The organism is Streptomyces harbinensis (assembly GCF_900116145.1).
GTDB lineage: Bacteria > Actinomycetota > Actinomycetes > Streptomycetales > Streptomycetaceae > Streptomyces > Streptomyces carpaticus.
Window position 1 is genome coordinate 433,443 of record NZ_FPAB01000005.1, and the last position, 22,863, is coordinate 456,305.

General features: G+C 72.0%; 18 protein-coding genes, 1 pseudogene and 1 CRISPR repeat array (1 of these 20 cut by a window edge). Of the genes and pseudogenes, 9 read left to right on the top strand and 10 right to left on the bottom strand.

Features of this window, described 5'->3' with window-relative positions; translation table 11 throughout:
* Window positions 1-17: a CRISPR direct-repeat array (repeat unit 29 nt) (it extends 256 nt beyond the left edge of the window).
* 38 nt (window positions 18-55) lie between these two features.
* Window positions 56-1,411, bottom strand: a complete 1,356-nt coding sequence (locus BM385_RS16995) for an NsdA family TPR-like regulatory protein (protein WP_093843551.1) — start codon at window positions 1,409-1,411, stop codon at window positions 56-58.
* Between the two features lie 230 nt (window positions 1,412-1,641).
* Between BM385_RS16995 and BM385_RS17000 the strand changes: the two genes are divergently transcribed.
* Together BM385_RS17000 and BM385_RS17005 are read left to right on the top strand one after the other, a co-directional pair.
* Window positions 1,642-2,007, top strand: a complete 366-nt coding sequence (locus BM385_RS17000) for a hypothetical protein (RefSeq protein ID WP_019433273.1) — start codon at window positions 1,642-1,644, stop codon at window positions 2,005-2,007.
* 25 nt (window positions 2,008-2,032) lie between these two features.
* The gene (locus BM385_RS17005; protein WP_175543014.1) at window positions 2,033-2,884 is read left to right on the top strand and encodes a spermidine synthase; all 852 of its coding nucleotides are present in this window, start codon (window positions 2,033-2,035) and stop codon (window positions 2,882-2,884) included.
* Window positions 2,885-2,909: 25 nt separating this feature from the next.
* Here the strand turns inward: BM385_RS17005 and BM385_RS17010 are convergent, their stop codons facing one another.
* Window positions 2,910-3,503 carry a hypothetical protein gene (locus tag BM385_RS17010; RefSeq protein WP_093843553.1) on the bottom strand — a complete coding sequence of 198 codons (594 nt, stop codon included), beginning with the start codon at window positions 3,501-3,503 and terminating at the stop codon, window positions 2,910-2,912.
* A 32-nt stretch (window positions 3,504-3,535) separates the two neighbouring features.
* Between BM385_RS17010 and BM385_RS17015 the strand changes: the two genes are divergently transcribed.
* Entirely contained in the window at window positions 3,536-4,231 is a 696-nt protein-coding gene (locus BM385_RS17015; protein WP_093843554.1) for a response regulator transcription factor, read from the top strand.
* Entirely contained in the window at window positions 4,228-5,730 is a 1,503-nt protein-coding gene (locus tag BM385_RS17020) for a sensor histidine kinase (RefSeq protein WP_093843555.1), read from the top strand. Before BM385_RS17015 ends, BM385_RS17020 begins: the two co-directional genes overlap by 4 nt.
* 10 nt (window positions 5,731-5,740) lie before the next feature.
* Here BM385_RS17020 and BM385_RS17025 read toward each other — a convergent pair whose 3' ends face one another.
* From BM385_RS17025 to BM385_RS17040, 4 genes are all read right to left on the bottom strand, one after another.
* Window positions 5,741-7,174 carry a GH1 family beta-glucosidase gene (locus BM385_RS17025; RefSeq protein WP_026047341.1) on the bottom strand — a complete coding sequence of 478 codons (1,434 nt, stop codon included), beginning with the start codon at window positions 7,172-7,174 and terminating at the stop codon, window positions 5,741-5,743.
* Between the two features lie 130 nt (window positions 7,175-7,304).
* Complete coding sequence (locus BM385_RS17030) at window positions 7,305-8,270, bottom strand: carbohydrate ABC transporter permease (RefSeq protein WP_093843556.1); 966 nt, start codon at window positions 8,268-8,270, stop codon at window positions 7,305-7,307.
* A gap of 3 nt (window positions 8,271-8,273) precedes the next feature.
* Window positions 8,274-9,281 (bottom strand): carbohydrate ABC transporter permease, encoded by a 1,008-nt coding sequence (locus tag BM385_RS17035; RefSeq protein WP_093843557.1) that lies wholly within the window; start codon window positions 9,279-9,281, stop codon window positions 8,274-8,276.
* Between the two features lie 20 nt (window positions 9,282-9,301).
* Window positions 9,302-10,570 carry an ABC transporter substrate-binding protein gene (locus tag BM385_RS17040; RefSeq protein WP_093843558.1) on the bottom strand — a complete coding sequence of 423 codons (1,269 nt, stop codon included), beginning with the start codon at window positions 10,568-10,570 and terminating at the stop codon, window positions 9,302-9,304.
* A 296-nt stretch (window positions 10,571-10,866) separates the two neighbouring features.
* Between BM385_RS17040 and BM385_RS17045 the strand changes: the two genes are divergently transcribed.
* On the top strand, window positions 10,867-11,904 hold the full coding sequence (locus BM385_RS17045) for a LacI family DNA-binding transcriptional regulator (RefSeq protein ID WP_093843559.1): 1,038 nt from the start codon (window positions 10,867-10,869) through the stop codon (window positions 11,902-11,904).
* A 720-nt stretch (window positions 11,905-12,624) separates the two neighbouring features.
* On the opposite strand, the gene BM385_RS17050 is transcribed toward BM385_RS17045, so the two are convergent.
* The gene (locus BM385_RS17050; RefSeq protein ID WP_093843560.1) at window positions 12,625-13,617 is read right to left on the bottom strand and encodes an NAD(P)/FAD-dependent oxidoreductase; all 993 of its coding nucleotides are present in this window, start codon (window positions 13,615-13,617) and stop codon (window positions 12,625-12,627) included.
* A 152-nt stretch (window positions 13,618-13,769) separates the two neighbouring features.
* Window positions 13,770-13,976, bottom strand: coding sequence for a GNAT family N-acetyltransferase (locus BM385_RS26790; protein ID WP_139275186.1), 207 nt, complete (start codon window positions 13,974-13,976; stop codon window positions 13,770-13,772).
* Between BM385_RS26790 and BM385_RS17055 the strand changes: the two genes are divergently transcribed.
* Window positions 13,975-14,343 (top strand): glyoxalase superfamily protein, encoded by a 369-nt coding sequence (locus BM385_RS17055; protein WP_246337969.1) that lies wholly within the window; start codon window positions 13,975-13,977, stop codon window positions 14,341-14,343. The genes BM385_RS26790 and BM385_RS17055 overlap by 2 nt on opposite strands.
* A gap of 107 nt (window positions 14,344-14,450) precedes the next feature.
* Here the strand turns inward: BM385_RS17055 and BM385_RS17060 are convergent, their stop codons facing one another.
* Window positions 14,451-15,875, bottom strand: coding sequence for a glycoside hydrolase family 6 protein (locus BM385_RS17060; protein WP_093843561.1), 1,425 nt, complete (start codon window positions 15,873-15,875; stop codon window positions 14,451-14,453).
* A 616-nt stretch (window positions 15,876-16,491) separates the two neighbouring features.
* Between BM385_RS17060 and BM385_RS17065 the strand changes: the two are divergent.
* Window positions 16,492-18,456, top strand: a pseudogene (locus tag BM385_RS17065) (glycoside hydrolase family 48 protein); the annotation flags it as partial.
* Window positions 18,457-18,602: 146 nt separating this feature from the next.
* Here BM385_RS17065 and BM385_RS17070 read toward each other — a convergent pair.
* A complete protein-coding gene (locus BM385_RS17070) occupies window positions 18,603-19,553 on the bottom strand; it encodes an SCO2400 family protein (RefSeq protein WP_437438502.1) in 951 nt (316 codons plus the stop codon).
* A 363-nt stretch (window positions 19,554-19,916) separates the two neighbouring features.
* Between BM385_RS17070 and BM385_RS17075 the strand changes: the two genes are divergently transcribed.
* Window positions 19,917-21,689 carry a glycoside hydrolase family 6 protein gene (locus tag BM385_RS17075; RefSeq protein ID WP_093843564.1) on the top strand — a complete coding sequence of 591 codons (1,773 nt, stop codon included), beginning with the start codon at window positions 19,917-19,919 and terminating at the stop codon, window positions 21,687-21,689.
* Window positions 21,690-21,846: 157 nt separating this feature from the next.
* The gene (locus tag BM385_RS17080) at window positions 21,847-22,701 is read left to right on the top strand and encodes an SOS response-associated peptidase (RefSeq protein ID WP_019433290.1); all 855 of its coding nucleotides are present in this window, start codon (window positions 21,847-21,849) and stop codon (window positions 22,699-22,701) included.
* The last annotated feature ends 162 nt before the right edge of the window (window positions 22,702-22,863 follow it).

Sequence of the window (22,863 nt, forward strand, 5' to 3'; positions counted from 1 at the left end):
CACGCGGGGTTGTGCCCATCGGCTTCACGCCGCAACTGCGCCCCGCCCGGCAGGGCTACGCCGCTCGCGCCGCGAACGCCGCGACCTCCGGAGCGTGGGTGTGCGCGGTCAGGCGGTTCGCCGTGTGGCGGAGGAGGGTGCGGATGCGGGAGGAGTGGACCTCTTCCAGGAGGTCCAGGGCCTGCTGGCCCGTCTCCGCCGCTTCTTCCGGGTGGCCGCCTGCCCGCAGGTGGTCGGCGAGTTCGGCGGTGTACAGGGCGCGGTTGCGGACCAGGTGCGGGTCCTGGGTGGTGAGGGCGCGGCGGGCCGCTTCGGAGGCGCGGTGCCAGTCGCCGAGCGCCGCCCAGCAGTGCGCTTCCTGGCTGGCGAGTTCGGCGGCGTTGAAGAAGCTCATCCAGTCCGGGTCGGCGTCGTCCGGGCCGTGGGCGAAGGCCGTCTGGGCGCGGGAGAGGGCCAGTTCGCAGCCCTTGCGGTCGCCGAGGCCGGCCCAGCCGGCGGCCTCGCGCAGGGCGAGCAGGGAGTGGAGGCGGTGCGAGCCGGTCGCGCGGGCCGCTTGCTGGCCGGCCTGCGCGGCGCGCACCGCTTCGCGGTGGCGGCCGGTGTCGCGGGCGAGGAAGGCGGTGTTGCAGAAGGCGTGCGCCTCCAGCGCGCGGTCGTCGCTGACGCGCGCCGTGGCGAGGGCTTCCGCGTAGTGCGAGCGGGCCTCGGTGTGCCGGCCCGAGTCGTGGGCCAGCCAGCCGACCGACAGGGCGAGTTCGCCGGCGGCGGCGTGCAGGCGGGCGCTGACGGTCGCGCGGGCGGTGCCGGCGTCCAGGAGTTCCTGGGCGGCGCGCAGTGATTCGCCGGCCGGGCGGTAGAGGGCGTCAGCGCCGTGGCGGTCGTCGTAGGTGCGGATGTCGGTGACCGCCTGTTCCACGGCGGCGGCCTCGGTGGCGCCCACCCGGCGGGGTGGTGCGGGTGCTTCGCCGGCGCCGGTAGCGGTGCCGGCTGCGGCGGTGAGTGCGGCCAGGGGGGTGAGGGACGCCACGGCGGCGGGGCCGCCGGCCATGAACACTCGGCGCAACACGTCGCTCTCCTCGGTGTTGTCGGTGCCAGTGCGGTCCCTGGTGGTGTACCCGGTATTTCGTACTGATGTGCTTACTCCGGCGCGCGCCCCGCGCCCGCGTACCGCGTAGCGGGGGGCGAAGCCCAGGTCGCTCAGGGTGCGGCCGGGGAACATGTGGCGGAACACCCGCTCGTAGGCGTAGTTCGGGCAGCGGATGACGCCGGACTCCACCCGGCCTATGTAGCGCGCATCACAGCTGACGTTCTCGCCGATCTCCCGGGCGGCCCGCCGTACCGCGGCGGCGAATTCGGCGGCCGAACGGTCGCCGCGCAGGGCCCGGAAGGACCGGTTCGGTGACGTGGCCATGGCGGGGGCACCTCCCTGAGGAGCCGTCCGGCCGGGGGCCGGCGGGGGAGTCCTGGGGCACGACCGTACCCGTCCCGGAACCGGCCAAGACGCGGACATCTGCGGACACATCGGATATTCCGCACGGGATCTGCCATGATCTGCCACTCGTTTCGGCGGCACATGCCCGTAGCCATTGACGCCTGTGCGGCGTTGTACCTCACACACCGAGACGTGAGGAGTGAATCCCCATGGCGAACGGCGGCGGAGCACAGCCGTGCGATCTGGTCACGGTACCGGCCAGAGAGGGCCTGGAAGCCGTGGACCTGATGGTGCGGCTGCTCAACGGCACCGGGCCCGTGCTGCACGACCGCAACGGCGACACCCTGGGTTTTCTCGTACCGCCGGGCACCGCCGAGCGCTGGGACGTGCCCGGCAGCGCCTGCACCCCCACCTACGGCCAGCCGCAGGGGGTGGGCCGCCCGCCGGTCACCGGCACCGGCTGGCTGGTGCCGCCGGACGGCTGCGTTCCGCAGGCCACCCCGCCCGAGCGGCTGCGCACGGCGCTGCGGCACGCCGCCCGGCTGCTCGCCGCCGCCGACCGCTGTCAGCCCTGACCGGTCCGCGCGCGATACTGAACGGATGGCGCGACGAGCACGGCAGGTGGAGACGACCAGCGCGACGGTGGCCGGCGGCCGGGCGGAACTGCTGCGCGACCCCGATCGCGCCGACGCCTGGGAACTGCTGCTCGACGGCGCCCCGCAATCCCACGTCGATCTCACCGAGCCGACCCGGCTCGCGTTCGAGTACCAGCGCCGGCTCGGTCACGTCATCGACGTCGCCGCCCCGGACCGGGCCCCGCTGCGCGCCGTGCATCTCGGCGGCGGCGCGCTCACCCTGGCCCGGTACACCGCCGTCACCCGGCCACGTTCCTCCCAGCAGGTGGCGGAGCCCGACGCGGCGCTCACCGAGTTCGTCCGCCGGCATCTGCCCCTGCCCGCCGGCGCGCGCATCAAGGTGCGCGCCCTGGACGCGCGCGAGGCGCTCGACCGGATGCCCGAGGACTCGGCCGAGCTGATCATCGCCGACATCTTCCACCACGCCCGCACCCCCGCCCACTGCGCCAGCGCCGAATTCCTGGACGCCGTGCGCCGGGTGCTCGCCCCCGGCGGGCTCTACGCGGCCAACATCACCGACGGCGGCCCGCTGACCCATCTGCGCGGCCAGGCAGCCACCGCCCTCGACCGCTTCCCGGCCGCCGCGCTGAGCATCGCCCCCGCCGTCGCCCGCGGCCGGCGCTACGGCAACGGCATCCTCCTCGCCTCCGACGGGCCGCTGCCCCTGGACGCCCTGCGCGCGCGGCTCGGCCGCGAACCGCAGCCCACCCGGCTGCTCACCGGCGCCGAACTGCGCGACTTCACCGCCGGCGCCCGGGTGGTCACCGACGCCACCGCCCAGCCCTCCCCGGCCCCGCCCGCGGAGCTGTTCGGCTGACCCCGGGAAGCCGCGGGCACACACCTCAGCCCTCGTGCACCTCGATCGCCGGCTCGTAGCCGTGCCAGGTGCAGAACGCCGACAGCTCCCGGCCGTGCCCCGCGAAGGTGACCCGCAGATACGACTCGGTCGTCCACACCTGCATCTCCCAGCCGGGCTCCGGGGTGGCCGACACCAGCTCGCAGCGCTCGGCCCCCAGGTCGTACACCACCCGGCCGCCCTCCAGCGTCACCGTCTCCACCCGGCCGGCCGCATCCGGCGGCGGATCGGCGGACTCCTCCGCACCGCCGTCCGGACCGGGATCCGGACCCGGCTCGGCCTCCGGTCCGGCTTCCGGCTCCGGGCCGGCCTCGTCCGGCGCGGGGCTCTGCGAGCCCGCGGGTGCCGAGGTGCCGGGCGCCGGGCCGGTCGCGGGCGGCGGCGCCGCCGGATCCTGCGGCGGCCGGTGCGTGGAGGACGCGTCCGGCTCCGCCCACGCCGAGGCGTCCCGCACCGGAACGGCACGCGGCGGGTCGTACACCGTGGCGCGCAGCACCGTGTGCACCCCGAACCAGGAGAGCGTCACGGACGAACCGGTGGCGACCAACCACACACCCGCGCGCACCAGGAGACGTTGCATCAGGATCACCCTAATGGCGTACGGTGCCGCGCATGGCGCATGTGCTCGTCGTGGAAGACGACCCCTTCGTCCGGTCAGCCCTGATCCGGCAGCTCACCGACGCCGCACACACCGTGCGCAGCGTCGGCACCGCGCTCGAAGCGCTCCGGGAAGTGGCCCAGATCGGCTTCGACCTGGTCATTCTCGACCTCGGACTCCCCGATCTCGACGGCAGGGAAGCCCTGAAGATGCTGCGGGGCATCACCGATGTCCCGGTGATCATCGCCACCGCCCGCGACGACGAAGCCGAGATCGTACGTCTCCTCAACGACGGTGCCGACGACTATCTCGTCAAACCCTTCTCGGCCGAGCACCTTTCGGCCCGCATGACGGCGGTATTGCGCCGAGTACGCGCCTCCGGCGGGCGCCCCGGCGCGCCCCAGGACGACGAACTGCGCGTCGGCGGCCTCTGCGTGGACCCGCTGCGCCGCCGCGCCCGCCTCGACGGAATCGAACTCGACCTCACCCGGCGCGAGTTCGACCTGCTGGCGTTCCTGGCCCAGCGCCCCGGTGTGGTCGTGCCGCGCAAGGAACTCCTCACCCGGGTGTGGCGCCAGTCCTACGGTGACGACCAGACCATCGACGTCCATCTGTCCTGGCTGCGCCGGAAACTGGGCGAGACCGCGGCCAAACCCCGCTATCTGCACACGCTGCGCGGCGTCGGCGTGAAGCTGGAAGCGCCCCGATGAGATGGGCGCTGGTGCGCATCTCCCTCGCCGTCACCTCCATGGTGGTCCTCGCCTTCGCGGTCCCGCTGGGCCTGGTCGTCCAGGAGATGGCGGGGGACCGGGCGATCGGCAACGCCGAACGCCAGGCCGCCGCCATCGGGCCGGTCCTCGCCATCACCGGTGACCGCGACCAGCTCGAACGCGCCGTCGCCAGCACCGAGGCGGGCGCGGCCGGGCGGATGGCTATCTGGCTGCCCACCGCCGACGCCCCGGACCCCGCCGGCCCCGCAGATCCCGCCGATGTCGCGGATACCGCCGACCCCGGCCGCGAAGCGCTGGTCATCGGCGACCCCCACACCAGCGACGAGGACTTCCGCGCCTTCACCGAGTTCGCCCGCGCCGCGACCCTGGAGGTCCCCGGCGGCGTCATCCTGCTCCAGCCCACCGCCGTATCCGGCGAACGCATCGCCGTCGTCGAGGTGTTCGTCCCCGACGCCGACCTCGCCACCGGCGTCACCACCGCCTGGCTGGTCCTCGCCGGGGTCGGCATCGCCCTGGTGGCCGGCTCCCTGGTCATCGCCGACCGGCTCGGCCGCCGTACCGTACGCCCCGCCGAACAACTCGCCGGCGCCGCCCGCAGACTCGGCGAGGGCCGCCTGGACGTCCGCGTCCCCGAGGCCGGGCCCGCCGAACTGCGCGAGGCGGCCGTCGCGTTCAACTCCATGGCCGACCAGGTGGTCCGGCTGCTCGCCAACGAACGCGAACTCGCCGCCGACCTCTCGCACCGGCTGCGCACCCCGCTGACCGTGCTGCGCCTGAACACCGCCACCCTCGGCGAGGGCGACGCCGCCGACCAGACCCGGCACGCCGTGGACCAGCTGGAGGCGGAGATCGACCAGATCATCCGCACCGTGCGCGAACAGCGCTCCCACAGCCCGGAAAGCCCGGGCACCGGCGAACGGGGCGAGGTGGACGCCGCCGAGGTGATCAGGGAACGGATGGCGTTCTGGTCGGCGCTCGCCGAGGACGAGGGCCGCGAGGCGCGGCTGTCCGGCGCCGACGCGCCGGTACGAGTGCCGGTGCCGCGCGCCGATCTCGTCGCCGCGCTCGACGCGATGCTCGGCAACGTCTTCCGGCACACCCCCGAGGGCACCGCCTTCGCGGTGGACGTGCACCACGCCAGCACCGACGACGCCGTCATCGTGCTGGTCTCGGACGCGGGGGAGGGCATCGCCGACCCGGATGCCGCGCTGCGCCGGGGGCACGGCCACGGCGGGCCGGGATCCACCGGCCTCGGCCTGGACATCGTGCGGCGGCTGGCCGAATCGACCGGCGGCGATCTGCGGATCGGCCGCTCGGTGCTGGGCGGCGCCGAGATCCGGCTGTGGCTGGCCCGCGGCGGGACCGCGACGGACGGCGGGCCGGGCCGTGACCCGGGCCCGGCCCGCCGCCGCGCACAGGCACGGCGGCGGACCAGGCACCAGGCCCCCCCGTCCCCCCTTCCGGGAAAGCGACGTTAGACGGCGGTGGCTAGTCGCTCTGGGAGGCGGGGAGCTGGTTCGCGGCGATGACCCCGGCGTACCAGCGGGCGCTGGACTTCGGGGTACGCGCGAGGGTGTCGAAGTCCACGTGGACGATGCCGAAGCGCTTGCTGTACCCGAAGGCCCACTCGAAGTTGTCCAGCAGCGACCACACCTGGTAGCCGCGGACGTCCGCGCCCTGCTCCATGGCGTCGTGCACGGCCGCGAAGTGCTGCCGCAGATAGGAGATGCGCTCCGGGTCGTGCACCGCGCCGGAGGCGTCCGGCTTGTCGTCGTACGCCGCGCCGTTCTCGGTCACGTACAGGCCGAGCTTCGGTGCCTCGCGGCTGAACCGCAGCAGCAGCTCGGTCAGCCCGGACGGGGCGACGGTCCAGCCCATCTCGGTGACATCGCCCGGCGGGCGGTGGAACACCACGTCCTCGGCCGCCACCCACATGGAGTGCTCGGACTTGCCGTGGTTGTCCGCGCGCTTGCTCTCCGGCAGCTCGTCCGCCACCGGACCGGAGACCACCGTGGTGGTGTAGTAGTTGATTCCGATCGAGTCCAGCGGCTGGTGGATGGTCGCCTCGTCGCCGTCCCGGACGAAGGACCAGTCGGTCACCCGCGCGGTGTCCTGCTTCAGGTCCTCCGGGTAGGAGCCGTGCAGCACCGGGTCGGAGAAGATCCGGGTGTGCAGGTTGTCGATCCGGCGCGCCGCGTCGCGGTCCGCCTCCGACTCGGGGTTCAGCGGGTGCACCACGCCGGGGTTGAAGCTGATCGACACCTCGGCGGTGCGCGGCAGCACCGAGCGCAGGGCCTGCGTACCGAGGCCGTGCGCGAGGTTGAGGTGGTGCGCGGCGCGCAGCACCGACTCGTGGTCGTGGCGCCCCGGGGCGTGCACGCCGGAGCCGTAGCCCAGGAACGCGCTGCAGAACGGCTCGTTGAGCGTGGTCCACAGCGAGACCCGGTCGCCCAGCGTCTCGCCGACGATCCCCGCGTACTCGGCGAACCGCTCGGCCGTCTCCCGCTCCGGCCAGCCGCCGGCGTCCTCCAGCTCCTGGGGCAGGTCCCAGTGGTAGAGGGTGACGATGGGCGTGATGTCGCGCTCCAGCAGCCCGTCCACCAGCTCGCGGTAGAAGTCGAGCCCGCGCTGGACGGCCGGTCCGCGCCCGGTGGGCTGGACCCGGGGCCAGGAGACGGAGAACCGGTACGAGCGCAGGTTCAGCTCGGACATCAGCGCGAGATCGTCGCGCCAGCGGTGGTAGTGGTCGCAGGCCACGTCACCGGTGTCACCGGCCAGGACCTTGCCGGGCGTATGGCTGAAGGTGTCCCAGATCGAGGGGGTCCGGCCGCCGTCGCGGGCGCCGCCCTCGATCTGATAGGCGGCCGTGGCCGCGCCCCACAGGAAGTCCGGTGGAAACACTCGTGGATTGTTTTCAGTCATGGAAGCGCTCCCATTTTTGCTTGTTTCAGAGGGTAACCGACCTCGCCGGACAGTGCTGCCCGCGGCGGCCCCGGGCCGTACCCGGGTGCCGCCGCCCGGCCGCGGGCCGCCGAGCGGCCCGCGGCGGTGTTCAGCCCTTGATCGCGCCGTGCATGATGCCGCCGACGATCTGCTTGCCGAACAGGACGAACGCGATCAGCAGCGGCAGCGTGCCCAGCAACGCGCCCGCCATGATGACGCCCTGATCGGGTACATACCCACGACCGAGATTGGTCAGGGCCACCTGAACGGTCGGATTTCGCTGGGTGAGGGCGATGATCGGCCAGAAGAACTCGTTCCAGGCCGCCACGAACGTGAGCATGCCCAGCACCGCCATCGCCGGCCGCGCCACCGGGAAGACCACGTGCCACACCACCCGCAGGCTGTGCGCACCGTCCATCCGGGCGGCCTCGATCAGTTCGGTGGGCAGCGCCTGCGACAGGTACTGCCGCATGAAGAACACCCCGAAGGCGCTCACCATCATCGGCAGGATGACCACTTGCAGCTGGTCCACCCACTCCAGCTTGGCGGCCCCCATGAACAGCGGCACCACCGTCAGCTGCGGCGGCACCATCATGGTGCCGATCACCAGCAGCATCAGCACGTTCTTCGCCCGGAACCGCAGTTTGGCGAACGAGAACCCGGCCAGCGTCGCGAACAGCACCGTGGAGACGGTGATGGTGCCCGCCACGAAGGTGGTGTTCAGCAGGGCCAGACCCAGGTTGGCGTCCGTCCAGGCCCGCTCCAGGTTGTCGAAGAGCCGGTCCCCGAACCAGAACGGCGGCGGCGTCTGCGCCAGCCGGCCCGAGGAGTGGGACGCCGCGATCAGCTGCCACACCAGCGGGACCAGCGAACCGATGGTGAAGATGATCAGAATGGTGTACGTCAGCCAGCCGCCGTGCATCTGCCGGCCGGCGCTGCCCGCCCGCCGGCCGCGCCGGCGCCGCCCGGAGGAACCGCCCGCCGCGCCGTCGCCCCGGCCATCGGACTCCGTGGCCGGGGACTTTCCGGCCACGCCCGCCGCGCGCTCCGTGCTCTCGGTCTCAGTGGTCGTCACGGGTCACGCCTCCTTACCGGCGGTGTCGCGGTTCACCCAGCGCATGATCGCCCAGTAGACCAACCCGATGATGATCAGCAGGAGGAACATGGTCCAGGCGATGGCCGCCGCTCGGCCGAGATGGAAGTTGAACCACCCCATCTGGTACATGTACAGACCGAGCGTCTGGTACTGGGACTGCGAACCACCCGCGGGCGAACCGGCGAACAGCAGCGGCTCACCGAACAGCTGAGTGGCGCCGATGGTCGAGACCACGACGGTGAAGATGATCGTCGGCCGCAGCGACGGGATCGTCACATGGATGAACTGCTGCCAGCGGCTGGCACCGTCCAGCGACGCCGACTCGTACAGATCGTGCGGAACGGCCTGCATCGCGGCCAGGTAGATCAGCGCGTTGTAGCCGGTCCAGCGCCAGATGACGATGGTGGACACGGCGAACTGGCTGCTCCAGCTGCCCGCTTCCCAGGACACCGGGTCGATCCCCACCAGGCCGAGCGCCCAGTTGATCAGACCGTAGTCCCGGCCGTACAGCATCGCGAAGACCAGGGTGGCGGCGGCGATGGAGGTGGCGTACGGGGTCAGCATCGCGACCCGGAACATCATCGAGCCGCGCAGCTTGTAGTTGAGCAGATGGGCGATGCCCAGCGCCATCAGCAGCTGCGGCACCGTGGAGATGACGCCGATGGTGAAGGTGTTGCCCAGGGCGTTCCAGAAGAATTCGTCCTGCCACAGCCGGGTGAAGTTCTGGAAGCCCACCCATTCCAGTTCGTTCGGGTTGTGAAGCGACACCCGGTGCAGGGCCGACCAGCCCGTGTACAGCAGCGGGAAGAGCCCGAACGCGGCGAAGAAGACGAAGAAGGGCGCGATGAAGCCGTACGGGCTCCACTTGGTGTCCCGCTGATAACGGCGGGAACGGCGAGCGGCCCGGCGCTGCTCCTTGGCATCGTCGCCGGGCGGGGCCGCGCCCCCCGTGGAAACGGGGGGCGCGGCCGGAACGTGATCGGTAGTCATGTGATCCGCACCTGATCCGATTATTCGTCGAGGGCGTTCTGGATCCTGCTGAGCGTGTTGTTCCAGGCCGCCTCGGGCGACTCGCCCTGCTGGGCGATCTGGAGCAGACCGTCCGCGAACGCCTCCTGGATCAGCTGGTCACGCGGACCGATGATGGTCGGCGGGATCTCCGCGGCGGCCGAGGAGAAGATCTCGCCCATCGGCATCCCCTCGAAGTACGGGTGCGTGGCCTCCTGGACGACCGACTCCTGCTGGGCCTCCAGGGACGACGGGAAGCTGCCGCGCTCGGAGAAGAGCTTGGCCTGCTGCTCCGGGGCGGTCAGCCACGCGGCCAGCTTGACCGCTTCCTCGCGGTTCTTGCCCGCCTCGGGCACACCGACGAAGGCACCGCCCCAGTTGGACGGGACGGGCGCGGGCGCCGCGTCCCACAGACCGGCGGAGCCGTCCCCGGCCTTCTCCTGGATGTAGCCGAGCATCCAGGCCGGGCAGGAGATGGTCGCGAAGTCGCCATTGGCCATGGCGCGGTCCCACTCGTCGGTGAACTGCTTCTGACGGGTGCTCAGACCGCTCTCCTCGGTGCGCACCCCCAGCTCCCAGGCGGCCTGCACGGCTTCGCTGTCCTCGTAGATCAGCTCGCCCTGCGCGTCGTAGTAGCGCTCCTCGTAGCTGGAGACGACACCGTTGTACACACCGCCGGGGGAGTCCACCCAGGAGACGCCGTCGGGGGCGTTCTCCTGGAACTGCTCACCGGTCTCGATGTACGCGGACCAGTCGCCGGCCCACAGCGCGCCGACCTCTTCGCGGTCGGTGGGCAGGCCCGCCGCCTCGAAGTGGTCCTTGCGGTAGCAGATGGCGGTCGGGCCGATGTCGGTGCCGAGCCCGATCAGACGGCCGTCCGCGCTGGTGGACTGCACCAGCTTCCACGGGGCGAAGTGGCTGGTGTCGACATCCTCGTACTCGTTGAAGTCCACCCAGCGGGCGTTGAGATCGCCCGCCATGTCTGCGATGTTCGCGACTTCGATGGCCTGGATGTCGGCCAGTCCGCTGCCCTGGGAGAGCCGGGTGAGCAGCTGGGCTATGTAGTCCTTGTTCTCGGTGATCGAGTCCTGCTGGATCTTGATGTGCGGGTTGAGGTCCATGTACTCGTCGTAGAGACCGGCCTCTTCGTAGCCGAACTGTCCGAAGACACCGACCGTGAGGGTGATCTGGTCACCGTCGCCGCCGTCGTCGCTGCTCGAACAGGCGGCGAGCAGACCACCGGTGAGAACAGCGGTCAGGCCGATCGCCATCGCTCTGGCGGTCCTGCCACGCGGGCGGTATGACACTTCGGGGGTGTTGCGCATAACGGGTCGTCCTCCTGGCGCACTGACGTTGCCTTCCCGGCCGGGTGATGCGGCGCGCGTGTGGGGGTGGGGCCTGGGTTCGGAACGTACGAGGTCTGTAGGGTTTCTGGTCTGTGGGAGCGCTCCCAGTTGTGATGGGTTGAAGGCTCCCCGAGCCCTTGGCAGGTGTCAAGGCATCGGACACGACGACTCGGTATCCGTGATGTAGTTGGAAACTGGGGCGGGCGAACGGGAGGAAAGCGATGGTTCGTACAGGACGCGGCTCCGGCCGTGACGGCAGACCGACCCTGGAGCAGGTCGCGGCCCGCGCCGGAGTCGGCCGCGGCACGGTCTCGCGCGTGATCAACGGCTCCCCGCGGGTGAGCGACCGCACCCGGGCCACCGTGGAGCAGGCGATCGCCGACCTGGGGTACGTACCCCACCGCGCGGCGCGCGCCCTGGCCGCCAACCGCGCCGACGCCATCGCCCTGGTCATCCCGGAGGCGGAGGCCCGGCTGTTCGCCGAGCCGTACTTCTCCGGCATCATCCGGGGCGTCACCGCCGAGCTGGCCGACACCGACATCCAGCTGCTGCTCACCCTCATCCGCACCCCGAAGGAACGGCAGCGCTTCGGCCAGTACGCCTCCAGCCGGCGGGTGGACGGCGTCCTGCTCGTCTCGGTACACGGTGATGACCCCCTGCCGGATCTGCTCACCGAGATCGGCATGCCCGCGGTCATGAACGGCCGCCGCTCGGGGCAGGAGTCCTTCCCGCACGTCGACTGCGACAACCTCGGCGGGGCCCAGCTCGCGGTCGAACACCTGCTGGGCCGCGGACGCGGCACGGTCGCCACCATCACCGGGCCGCTGGACATGTACGCGGCCCAGTGCCGGCTGGCCGGCTACCGCGAGGCACTGCGGGCGGCGGGCCGGGAGGCGGACGACGACCTGGTCGCGCACGGCGACTTCACCGAGGAGAGCGGCCACGCGGCGATGCGCGCGCTGCTGCGCCGCCGGCCCGGGCTCGACGCGGTGTTCTGCGCCTCCGACCTGATGGCGATCGGCGCCCGCCGGGCGCTGCGCGAGGTCGGCCGGACGGTGCCGGGGGACGTGGCGCTGGTCGGGTTCGACGACTCCTCGATGGCCCGGCACATGGACCCGCCGCTGACGAGCGTCCGGCAGCCGATGGAGGGGATGGGACGGGCGATGACCCGCGCCCTGCTGGCGGAGATCGCGGACGGCGGTCCGGAGCGCCCGCACCTGGTGCTGCCGACGGAGCTGGTGCGGCGTTCGTCGTCGTGACGCGGCGGGGGCGGCGCGACGGCGGGACGGTGGACGGCAGTCGGTAGCGGACGGCGGACGGCGGAGGGCGGACGGCTTTCGGTAGCGGACGGCGGGACGACTGTCAGTAGCGGACTGCGGACGCCGGGACAGCAGCGGCGAAATGGCCTGACGGGTGGGCGACGTCCGGGCGCATACGGCACGGCGGCGCGGCGGTTCGTACCGCGCGGCGCTGCGGCGGTTCGTACCGCGCGCGGTGCGCGGGCGGGGGCGCGGCGTCGTCCAGCGGTGCGGCGGTGCGTGCGGCTCGGTGGCGCGGCGGTGCGGCAGTTTTCGTACCGCGCAGCGGTGCGCGGGCGGGGGCGGGCGCCGGTCGCGAGAGCAGGATCTGCGGGACGGCAGGGCGGTGTCCGGGCTGGGCTCCGCTGCCCGGACCGGCGCCGGAGCGGTCCGTTCGGCGTCCGGTTCCGGCGGCGGCCGACCGGCGGGCTCTGTCGCACGGTCTCCGGTACCTCTGTCCACCCCGCCACCCTCCCGCCCGCGCGGCCCGGTCCCGCCCGGGCCCACCGGCCCTGCCGGCCCGCCCGGCCCACCGCCCGCCCTGTCCACCGCACCGCCCGTCCGCGCGGCACGCGCCGTGCCCGCGGTCGTCCCGCTCCTCCGGCTCGCCCGGCCCTCCGCGCTGGATCCCGTGACCCCCGCGACCTCGCGAGGGCCGCCCGCCCGGCAACGCCAGCGGGCTCAGCCCAGCGGGTCGTCGTTCCGGTGCCGCGCCGCGTGGGCCATGTGCTCGCCGGCGGCGGACAGGGCGCGGCGGTCCGCTACGGCCTGTTCCACTTCCGTCATCAGCAGGTCGGCGTTGATCGCCGCCGCCGCGGCCGAGCCCTGCCCGGCGGCGTGGATCACCTGGGCCATGGGATTGACGACGTTGCCCGCCGCCCACACCCCCGGCACGTCGGTGCGTCCGGTCGCGTCGGTGGCGACGAAGCCGCTGTCCAGGCGTTCGGCGCCCAGCGCGCGCAGTACCTCGTCCCGGGGGACGAACCGCGGCGTCACGAACATCGCCTCGCGCAGGACCGACCCGGCCCCGTCCACCTCGACGCCGCGCACCCTGCCGTCCTCGACGGCCAGCCGGTTCACCCGGCCGGTGACGACCCGCACCCCGCGCGCCGCCAGCTGCTCGTGCTCCTCCTCCGTCACCGGCTGCTCGTGCGGGAAGTACACGAGGTCGCGCGACCACTGGCTGAGCAGCAGCGCCAGGTGCGGGGCGCCGATGACGCCCACCGGGCGGTCCCTGACCTCGTAGCCGTGGCAGTACGGGCAGGCCGCCACGTCCTTGCCCCAGCGTTCACGGACACCGGGGATGCCGGGTAGTTCGTCGCGCAGTCCGGTCGCGACCAGTACCCGGAGCGCGGACAGCGTCGATCCGTCGTCCAGCCGGGCGCGGAACCGGCCGTCGGTGTGGGTGACGTCGTCGACCCGGCCGGTGATCAGCCGGACTCCGTACCCGGCGGCCTCGGTACGCCCCATGGCGAGCAGTTCGGACGGCGGCAGGCCGTCCCGGGACAGGAAGCCGTGCATGTGCGCGGCGGGCGCGTTGCGCGGGTCGCCGCCGTCCACCACCGCCACCCGCCGCCTGGCCCGTCCCAGCACGAGCGCGGCGCTGAGCCCGGCCGCTCCGCCGCCCACGATCAGTACGTCGTACGCGGAATCGTCGCGTGCGTTGTCGGTCATCGTGACCACCTCCGCGGCCGAGCATGCGGAGCGGATGCCATGCCGACAACTTCTGTTGCCATTTCCGGGAAGAGCGGCCGATGCGGGTGTTCAAGTAGTGAAGGCAGCGGCGTACGGGGCGCGGGTCCGCTCCGGCCTGCCGGGGGCGGCGGCTACGTCAGCAGGCGTTCGCCGAGGACCTGCCCGTGCAGCGTCTTTCCGGTCGGGCGGAACCCGACCCGCAGGTAGAACTGCTCCGGGCCGTTCGCGTGCGGCACCCACAGCACCGTGATCCGCCGCTGCCCCCGCCGGCGGGCTTCGGCGCACACCGCGCCGATGACACCGCGGATTGTCAGTGGTGGCTGCCAGGATCGGGGCATGGTCGATACGGACAGTGTGGTGGAGGAGATCGTCCCGGTGCTGCGGGTCGCCGATGCCGCGGCGGCGGTGCGGTGGTACGGGCGGCTGGGGTTCGCGCGGACGTGGGAGCACCGGTTCGAGCCGGGGCTGCCCGCGTTCGTGGAGGTGGCGCGGGGGCCGGTGAAGATCTTTCTGTCCGAGCACACGGGGGACGCCGTGCCCGGCGGCCTGGTGTATCTGCGGGTGCGGGACATCGACGCGGTGGCCGCCGTGTTCGGGGCGGTGGTGGAGGAGGCCCCGTGGGGGAGGGAGCTGGAGCTGACCGATCCGGACGGGAACCGGATCCGGGTGGGAGAGGCGGCAGGGGAGGAGGGCCGGGCGGGGTGAGCCGGAGGGGCCCGGGAAACGGCAACCCGCCCCCGGGCCGCGGAGGCGCCGGGGGCGGGTGCGTTCAGGAGGGGGTGACACCGGTGGTGCGTGCTGATCCCGTCAGATCACAGGGGCGGGTAGGCGTTCGCCAGCAGCTCCTGGAACTGGGCGGAGAACCAGTGACCCGAGACCGGGGCGTCCGGCAGAGCACCCGAGGGGTGGTTGTTGTTGCGGGGGTTGCCCTCGTAGGTCGGGTCGCACATGCGGTCGAAGCCCTTGCCCTCGTCGTTCGGGATCTCCGAGCTCGACCCGTCGGACTCACCCGGGGGCTTCATCCACACATACGCGTCGATGCCGGGGGCAGGAGCGGTGGTCGGGCGCTCGCCCAGGCCGGCGCCGGCCTGGTTGCACCAGTTGCCCTGGTGGATACGGCCGTCGACGCGGCTCGCCTCGACGAACTCGTTCACGCTCGTGCGCGGGCCTTCGCCGCTGGGCCGGTCGGGGCCGCCCCAGCCGCTGCGGGAGGTGTCGATCAGCATTCCGATACCGGGGTCGAAGCCCTGGCTGATCAGTTCGGTGCGGAACGCCTGGGCGAAGCCCTGGTTGTCGACGTAACGGTTCCAGTCCACCCAGTCCGACTCACGGACCGAGGTGCCGTTGACGGAATCGTCGATCGAGTAGTACGGCTCGACCGCGGGGCCGAAGTTGGCGGTGTTGACGATGAATCCGTGCACGTCGTCGACGGTGGCGCCGCCGGTGGTGGCCGTCGTCTTGAAGAGTTCGGCCGAGGCGGTGAAGTTGTCGTCCCAGCCGATCCAGCCGTAGTGGCCCGCGTCAACGTAGTTGTACACGTTCGGGATGGCACCGAGCTGGTCGAGCGCGTACGCCACGCCCTCGACGTAGTTGCCGTTCTCCTTCATCACATCGCACTCGGGCGTGGCCGTGGGCCGCGGTGAGATGTTGGTGATGAGGTTGGGCAGCGAGTCGATCTCGATCGTCGTCACGATCCGCAGGTCCGCGTAGGCCGGGTCGGCGAGGATCTCGGCGATCGGGTCGATGAACTCGCTCTTGTAGCGGTCGATCTCGGTCGGGCCCAGCTCGCCGTTGGAGGCGAGGGCCGAACAGTCACGTCCCGGCAGGTTGTAGACGACGACCTGGAACACGAACGCGTCGTGCCCGGCCGCCTGCTCCACCGCCGCGTCCAGGTGGTCGCGCAGGCCCATGGTGCGGCCACCACCCTGGCCCGAACCGTCAATGGCGGCGATCCGGTCCAGCCACACACCGGTCGGCTGGTCGGCGATCTGGTCGCCACCCGGCTCGGCGGCGGCGTTGGCCGACCACTCCGGGTTCACATAGACACCGGCGCCGACGTACGGATTGTCGACCCGGTTCAGCGTGCTGGGGCTGCCGTCGGCCGAGGCGGTGCTGAGCGTGGTCACCGTCAGGGCGCCGGCGCCGAGGAGCGCGCCGGCGGCCAGGGCGAGCCGGCGTCCGCGGCGGTCACGGCGGTGCGGGGGATGCTCGTGCGGGGGGTTGGTGGTGCGGCTCATCGCAGTCTTCCTCCGTTGTGGGGTATGGAGTGTTCTGCTGCTCTGTGGTGCCGGTGTTGACGGTTCGCCAGGTGCCGCGCCGCGGCGGTACGCGCTCGGTGGCCGGCCCGTACGTCCGCCCTCGCTGTACGGCGGTGACGTCGCGGCCATGACACCCGGGCGACTCGTGCGTTGTGGGGGTCGTGGGTTGTGGGGGTGGGTGGGGACGGAACGGGGTCCGGCATGTGGTGACGCGTCGTCCAGGGCGCCACGCCGGAGCTTGGAACCGCTCCCACTGGTTGAAGGGACCGTAGGACACGAACCCCCCATTCGCCAAGGGGGTGTTCGAGAAATTACCGCCGAACCCGGCTTTCCGGGGGGTTGACGTGTACACCTCGTAGACAGAATCCTTGGGAGCGCTCCCATTGGTCTGGAGTAGCACAGCCGGCACAGCCTCTCACCCCCCACCGAGCCGCGAGGAGGCGCGATGCGTATCCGGCCTGGATCACTCATCGGGACCCCAACCCGAGCGAGACCACACGAACCTCACCTGCCCCACCCGCCCCGCAGGTCCCGCAGCACCCGCAAGCTGTGGACCGCCGGACTGCTGGCGCTGTCGCTCCCCCTGGGACTGACCGCCACCGCCGCGCAGAGCAGCGCCGCACCCGTCCCGCTCACCGACGGGCCGGGCGCGCTGCGCTTCGAGGACCAGTTCCTCGAGCTGTACGACACGATCAAGGACCCCGCGAACGGCTACTTCTCGCCGGAGGGGATCCCGTACCACTCCGTGGAGACCCTGATCGTCGAAGCCCCCGACCACGGACACGAGACGACCTCCGAGGCGTACTCGTATCTGATCTGGCTGGAGGCGCAGTACGGCAAGGTCACCGGCGACTGGGGGCCGTTCAACGACTCCTGGGAGCTGATGGAGCAGTACATGATCCCGGGCTCCGTCGACCAGCCCACCAACAGCTTCTACAACCCGTCGAGTCCGGCCACCTACGCGGCCGAGCACCCCGACCCCTCCGCGTACCCGTCCCCGCTGGACCAGGGCGTGTCCGTCGGCCAGGACCCGATCGCGGGCGAGCTGACGTCCACCTACGGCACCGCCGACATCTACGGCATGCACTGGCTCCAGGACGTCGACAACGTCTACGGCTTCGGCAACAGCCCCGGCAACCCCTGCGGCGGCGGCCCGGACACCGAGGGACCGTCGTTCATCAACACCTTCCAGCGCGGTTCGCAGGAATCGGTGTGGGAAACCGTGCCCCACCCCTCCTGCGAGGACTTCAGCTACGGCGGGGACAACGGCTACCTCGACCTCTTCACCGGTGACCAGGGCTACTCGCAGCAGTGGCGCTACACCAACGCGCCCGACGCCGACGCCCGCGCCGTCCAGGCCGCCTACTGGGCCAACCAGTGGGCCGCCGAGCAGGGCAACGCCTCCGCCGTGGCCGCCACGGTCGACAAGGCCGCCAAGATGGGCGACTACCTGCGCTACTCGATGTACGACAAGTACTTCAAGCGCGCGGGCGACTGCGTCGGCGCCACCTCCTGCCCGGCGGGCAACGGCAAGGACAGCGCCCACTACCTGATGTCCTGGTACTACAGCTGGGGCGGCGCGCTCGATCCGAACGCCGGCTGGGCCTACCGCATCGGCAGCAGCCACTCGCACTTCGGCTACCAGAACCCGCTGGCCGCGTACGCCCTGAGCACCGACCCCGCGCTGATCCCGGACTCCCCGAGCGCCGGGCAGGACTGGGGCCAGTCACTGGAGCGGATGGTGGAGTTCTACCGCTGGCTCCAGTCCGCCGAGGGCGGCATCGCGGGCGGCGCCACCAACAGCTGGGAGGGCTCGTACGCCACCCCGCCGGCCGGCACCCCGACCTTCTACGGGCTGTACTACGACGAGGCGCCCGTCTACCGCGACCCGCCGTCCAACCAGTGGTTCGGCATGCAGGCGTGGTCGATGCAGCGGATGGCCGAGTACTTCTACGAGTCCGGTGACGCGCTGGCGGGCGAGGTCCTCGACAAGTGGGTCGACTGGGTCCTGGAGCACGTGACCATCGGCAGCGGCGGGGACTTCAGCATCCCCTCCACCCTGTCCTGGTCCGGCAGCCCGGACACCTGGAACCCGGCCAACCCGGGCAGCAACTCCGGGCTGCACGTCACGGTCACCGAGTACACCCAGGACGTCGGGGTGACCGGTTCGCTGGCCAACGCCCTGTCGTACTACGCCGCCGCCACCGGTGACACGGCCGCGCGGGACACGGCGGCCGGGCTGCTGGACGCGCTGTGGGCCAACTCCGACGGCCTCGGCATCGCGGTGCCCGAGGAGCGCGGGGACTTCTCCCGCTTCAACGACCCGGTGTACATCCCGTCGGGCTGGAGCGGTCAGATGCCCAACGGCGACGTGATCGAGCCGGGTTCCACCTTCGACTCGATCCGGTCCTTCTACCACGACGACCCGGACTGGCCGAAGGTCGAGGCTCATCTGAACGGCGGGCCCGCCCCGACGTTCGAGTACCACCGCTTCTGGGCGCAGGCGGACATCGCCATCGCCATGGCGACCTACTCCGAACTGTTCGGGGACGGCGCGTAGCGGGCAGACTCCCCCCGAACGACCTCACGCACCCACGCACCCACGCCCGGAGCCCCGGTCGGCGTTCCTACGCCGGCCGGGGTTTCCGGCGTGCGGCGGGGCGGCGGGGCGGCGGGCGGGGCAGGGCGGTCCGGGACGGTGCGGTGTCAGGAGCACCACCACAGCCAGCAACTGCCGCCGCCGCTGTCGCCGTTGTCGTCGTCCTCGCCGCCGCCTCCGCCCGCGCCGTTGTCGTCGCCGCCGCCGTCCTCGGGGGGCGGGGGAGAGGAGTCGTCCTGGCCCGGATCGCTCTCGGTCGGGTCGGGAGAGGCGCCATCCGTGGGGGTACCGGTATCACTGGGAGGCGGGCTGACCCGTCCGGAACTGGAGGCGTCCGGCGGCGGGGACTCACCGGCGCGCTCCTCGTCGTCGGCGCCGTCCCGGTCCCCGGCCTCCTCGCCGTCCTCGCCGGTGGCGCCGTCCTCCTCATCCGCGTCCGCGTCGTCCCGGGGCGCGCCGCTCTCCCCGGCGGTGGCGGAGGCGTCGCCGCCCGAGCCGGCGGCCGGGGCGTCATCGCTGTCCGTACCGTCCTCCCGCTCCTCCTCGCCCTCCGGCGCGGAGGCGGATTCGGACGCGGCGTCGGTGGTCCGGTCGGCCCCGGCCGGCTGGTCGCGCGGCAGCCGCACCTCGCCCACCTCGGCGACCAGCACACCGACCGCGACGATGCCGAGCACGGCGCCGATCGCGTACCGGCGGCCCTTGCGGGGGCGGGAGGCGTGCCGTTTGCCCCGGGCGGCGCGCCGGCCACCCCCGGGGAGGAGCGCGGCGGGGGAGGAGGCGTCGGAGCCGTCCGCGCCGGAGTCGTCCGTGTCAGAGCCGTCCGCGTCGTACTCCGTACCGTCCTCCGGGGCGGCGCGCCGGGGCGCGTCCGCTCCCGGCGCTCCGTTTCCGGACGCGCCGGAGCCGGCCGGGCCCGTACGCTCCGGGCCGGCCGGCGCCGGTGAGACGGCGGCCGGGTCCCGGTGCGCGGGCGTGGGCTGCCAGGAGGTCACTTCGCCACATCCTGGACATGTCAAAGCGCCGTTGAGGTGGCGGCGGCAGGTTATGCAGTAGTCCACGGGTTTACCCGGATTCGTACGAGGGGGGTCGGCGGTGCGCGAAACACCTTAGCCACGTGGACGTCCGGGGTGGTGCGGGTGGTTCTGGAGTGGTGCCAGGTGGTTCTTGCTCCATAGCTAGTGGGAGCGCTCCCAAGACTGTGACCATGACGCGTATGTGTCAAGACCTTTGACGCGAGGTCATGACTGTCCCGTGCTTTCCGTGCAGTATCTGACCTTCTGGTGACTTCATGGGCACAATTTCTGAACAGACATCTGGCGCACGGGTGGATTGGGCGCTACTTTCCTCCCAGCTAGTGGGAGCGCTTCCATGAACGCACCGCACTCGCGGTGCAGGACCTTTCGAGGACGAAGGGAACTGTGATGAGCCGCATCAACCCCCCACTTCCCCGTCGCCGCAGACGCGGCGCCCTGCTCGCCACCGGGGCGCTGATCGCCACCGCGCTCGGCACCGGCGGAATGCTCCAGGGCACGGCCTCGGCCGCCGCCGTGGAGTGCTCGGTGGATTACCGCACCAATGACTGGGGCTCCGGCTTCACCACCGATGTCACCATCACCAACTCCGGTACCACCGCCGTGAACGGGTGGACCCTCACCTACTCCTACTCCGGCAACCAGACCCTGGCGGGCGGCTGGAACGGCCAGTGGTCGCAGTCCGGCAGCAACATCACCGTCCGCAACGCCGCGCACAACGCCGGCATCGCCGCGAACGGCGGCAGTGTCAGCACCGGCGCGCAGTTCACCTACAGCGGCACCAACACCGCGCCCACCAGCTTCGCCGTCAACGGCATCACCTGCGGCGGCGGCAGCGGCAACCCCGGAGAGCCCGGGGAGCCGGGTGAGCCCGGTAACCCCGGCAACCCGCCCGGCGACCGCGTCGACAACCCGTACGTCGGCGCCGGTGTCTATGTGAACCCGGAGTGGTCGGCGAACGCCGCCGCCGAGCCCGGCGGCAGCCGGATCGCGGACCAGCCGACCGGTGTGTGGCTGGACCGGACCGCCGCGATCGAGGGTTCGGGCCAGGGCGCCGGCCGCACCATGGGCCTGCGCGACCACCTCGACGAAGCCGTCCTCCAGGCGGCCGGGCACGACGCGTTCGTGTTCCAGGTCGTCGTCTACAACCTGCCGGGACGTGACTGTTCGGCCCTCGCCTCCAACGGTGAGCTGGGCCCGACCGAGATCGACCGCTACAAGTCCGAGTTCATCGACCCGATCGCCGAGATCCTGGCCGACCCGGCCTACGCGGACCTGCGGATCGTCACCACTATCGAGATCGACTCACTGCCCAACCTCATCACCAACGTCTCGCCCCGGCCCACCGCCACCCCTGAGTGCGACGTCATGAAGGCCAACGGCAACTACGTCGAGGGCGTCGCCTACGCGCTCGACCAGCTGGGCGCCATCCCGAACGTGTACAACTACATCGACGCCGGCCACTACGGCTGGATCGGCTGGGACGACAACTTCACCGCTTCCGCCGAGCTGTTCAAGACGGCGGCCACCACCGGCGGCGCCACCGTCGACGACGTGCACGGATTCATCGTCAACACCGCCAACTTCGGCCCCGCCGTCGAGCCCTTCTACTCCATCAATGACTCGATCAACGGCACCTCGGTCCGTGAGTCGAAGTGGGTGGACTGGAATCGCTACGTCGACAACCAGGGCTTCGCCCAGGCCTTCCGCACCGAACTGATCAGCCAGGGCTTCGACCCCGGTATCGGGATGCTGATCGACACCTCCCGCAGCGGCTGGGGCGGCCCCGACCGGCCGACCGCCGCCGGGCCCCGTACCACCGTCGACGCGTTCGTCGAGGCGAGCCGCGTCGACGGCCGTATCCATCAGGGCAACTGGTGCAACCAGGCCGGCGCCGGCCTGGGCGAGCGCCCGACCACCGCTCCCGCCCCCGGCATCGACGCCTACGTCTGGATGAAGCCCCCGGGCGAGTCCGACGGCTCCAGCTCGGAGATCCCGAACGACGAGGGCAAGGGCTTCGACCGCATGTGCGACCCGACCTACGAGGGCAACCCCCGCAACAACCACAACATGTCCGGCGCCCTGCCGGACGCCCCGGTCTCCGGTCACTGGTTCTCCGCCCAGTTCCAGGAGCTGATGGCCAACGCCTACCCGCCCCTGTGATGCGGGCCGAACCGCATCGCCTGAACCGCATCGCCTGATCACCACCGGCTGATCACGGTCGCCCGGACGGCACCCTCCGCGTCCGGGACGTCCGATCACCCACCGTGTGCGCCGGGGCCCGTCACCGTACGGACCCCGGCGCATTACGCTTGATCACATGTGTGGACGGTACGCGGCCAGCAGAAGCCCGGAGGATCTCGCGTCGATCTTCGACATCGAGCGCTGGGAGCCCACCGAGGCCCTGCCCGCCGACTGGAACGTCGCCCCCACCAAAGAGGTGTACGCGGTCCTCGACCGCCCGCTCAAGGGCGCCGGCCCCGAGCCGGTGCGCCAGCTGCGGGTGCTGCGCTGGGGCCTGGTCCCCTCCTGGGCCAAGTCCCCCGAGTCCGCCGCCAAGATGATCAACGCCCGGTCCGAGACCGTCCACGAGCGGGCCTCCTACCGCCGCGCCTTCGCCGCCCGCCGCTGTCTGCTGCCGGCCGACGGGTACTACGAATGGGCCACCGGCGACGAGGAACGCACCGAGGAGGTCAAGGGCAAGCGCAAGCGGCCCCGCAAGCAGCCGTACTTCGTCACCCCCGCCGACGGCTCGGTGATGGCGCTGGCGGGCCTGTACGAGTTCTGGCGCGACGCCACCCTCCCCGAGGACCACCCGCGCGCCTGGTGGGTCACCTGCACGGTGCTCACCACCGAGGCCGAAGCCACCCCGCTGGCGGACGCCCCGCCCGGCACCCCGCAGTCCGCGGGCCCGGCCGTCGGCGGCGCGGCGAAGGGCCCGCGCTCCCTCGCGGACATCCACCCCCGGATGCCGCTCATGCTGCTGCCGGACCGCTGGGACGCCTGGCTGGACCCGTCCCGCACCGACCCGGAGGAGATCCGGGAGCTGCTCACCCCGCCCCCGGCGGGTACCGTCCGTGCCCATCCCGTCACCCGGGACGTCAGCAACGTACGGAACAACGGCCCCGAGCTGGTCGCGGCCCTGCCCGCGCCCGAGGAGGAGACGCTTTTCTGAGCGACGGGCGGTCGGGGCGGCCCGGCGCGGTCCGGCGCGGCCGGGCCCGGGAATGCGCCACCCGTCCGGTGTGTTGTGCCCTGCGTATGCGCGTACAGCACGCCGACGAGAGAGCGGAGACGTCCCCCATGGGATCCATCAGCTGCCCGACCCGACCGCAGC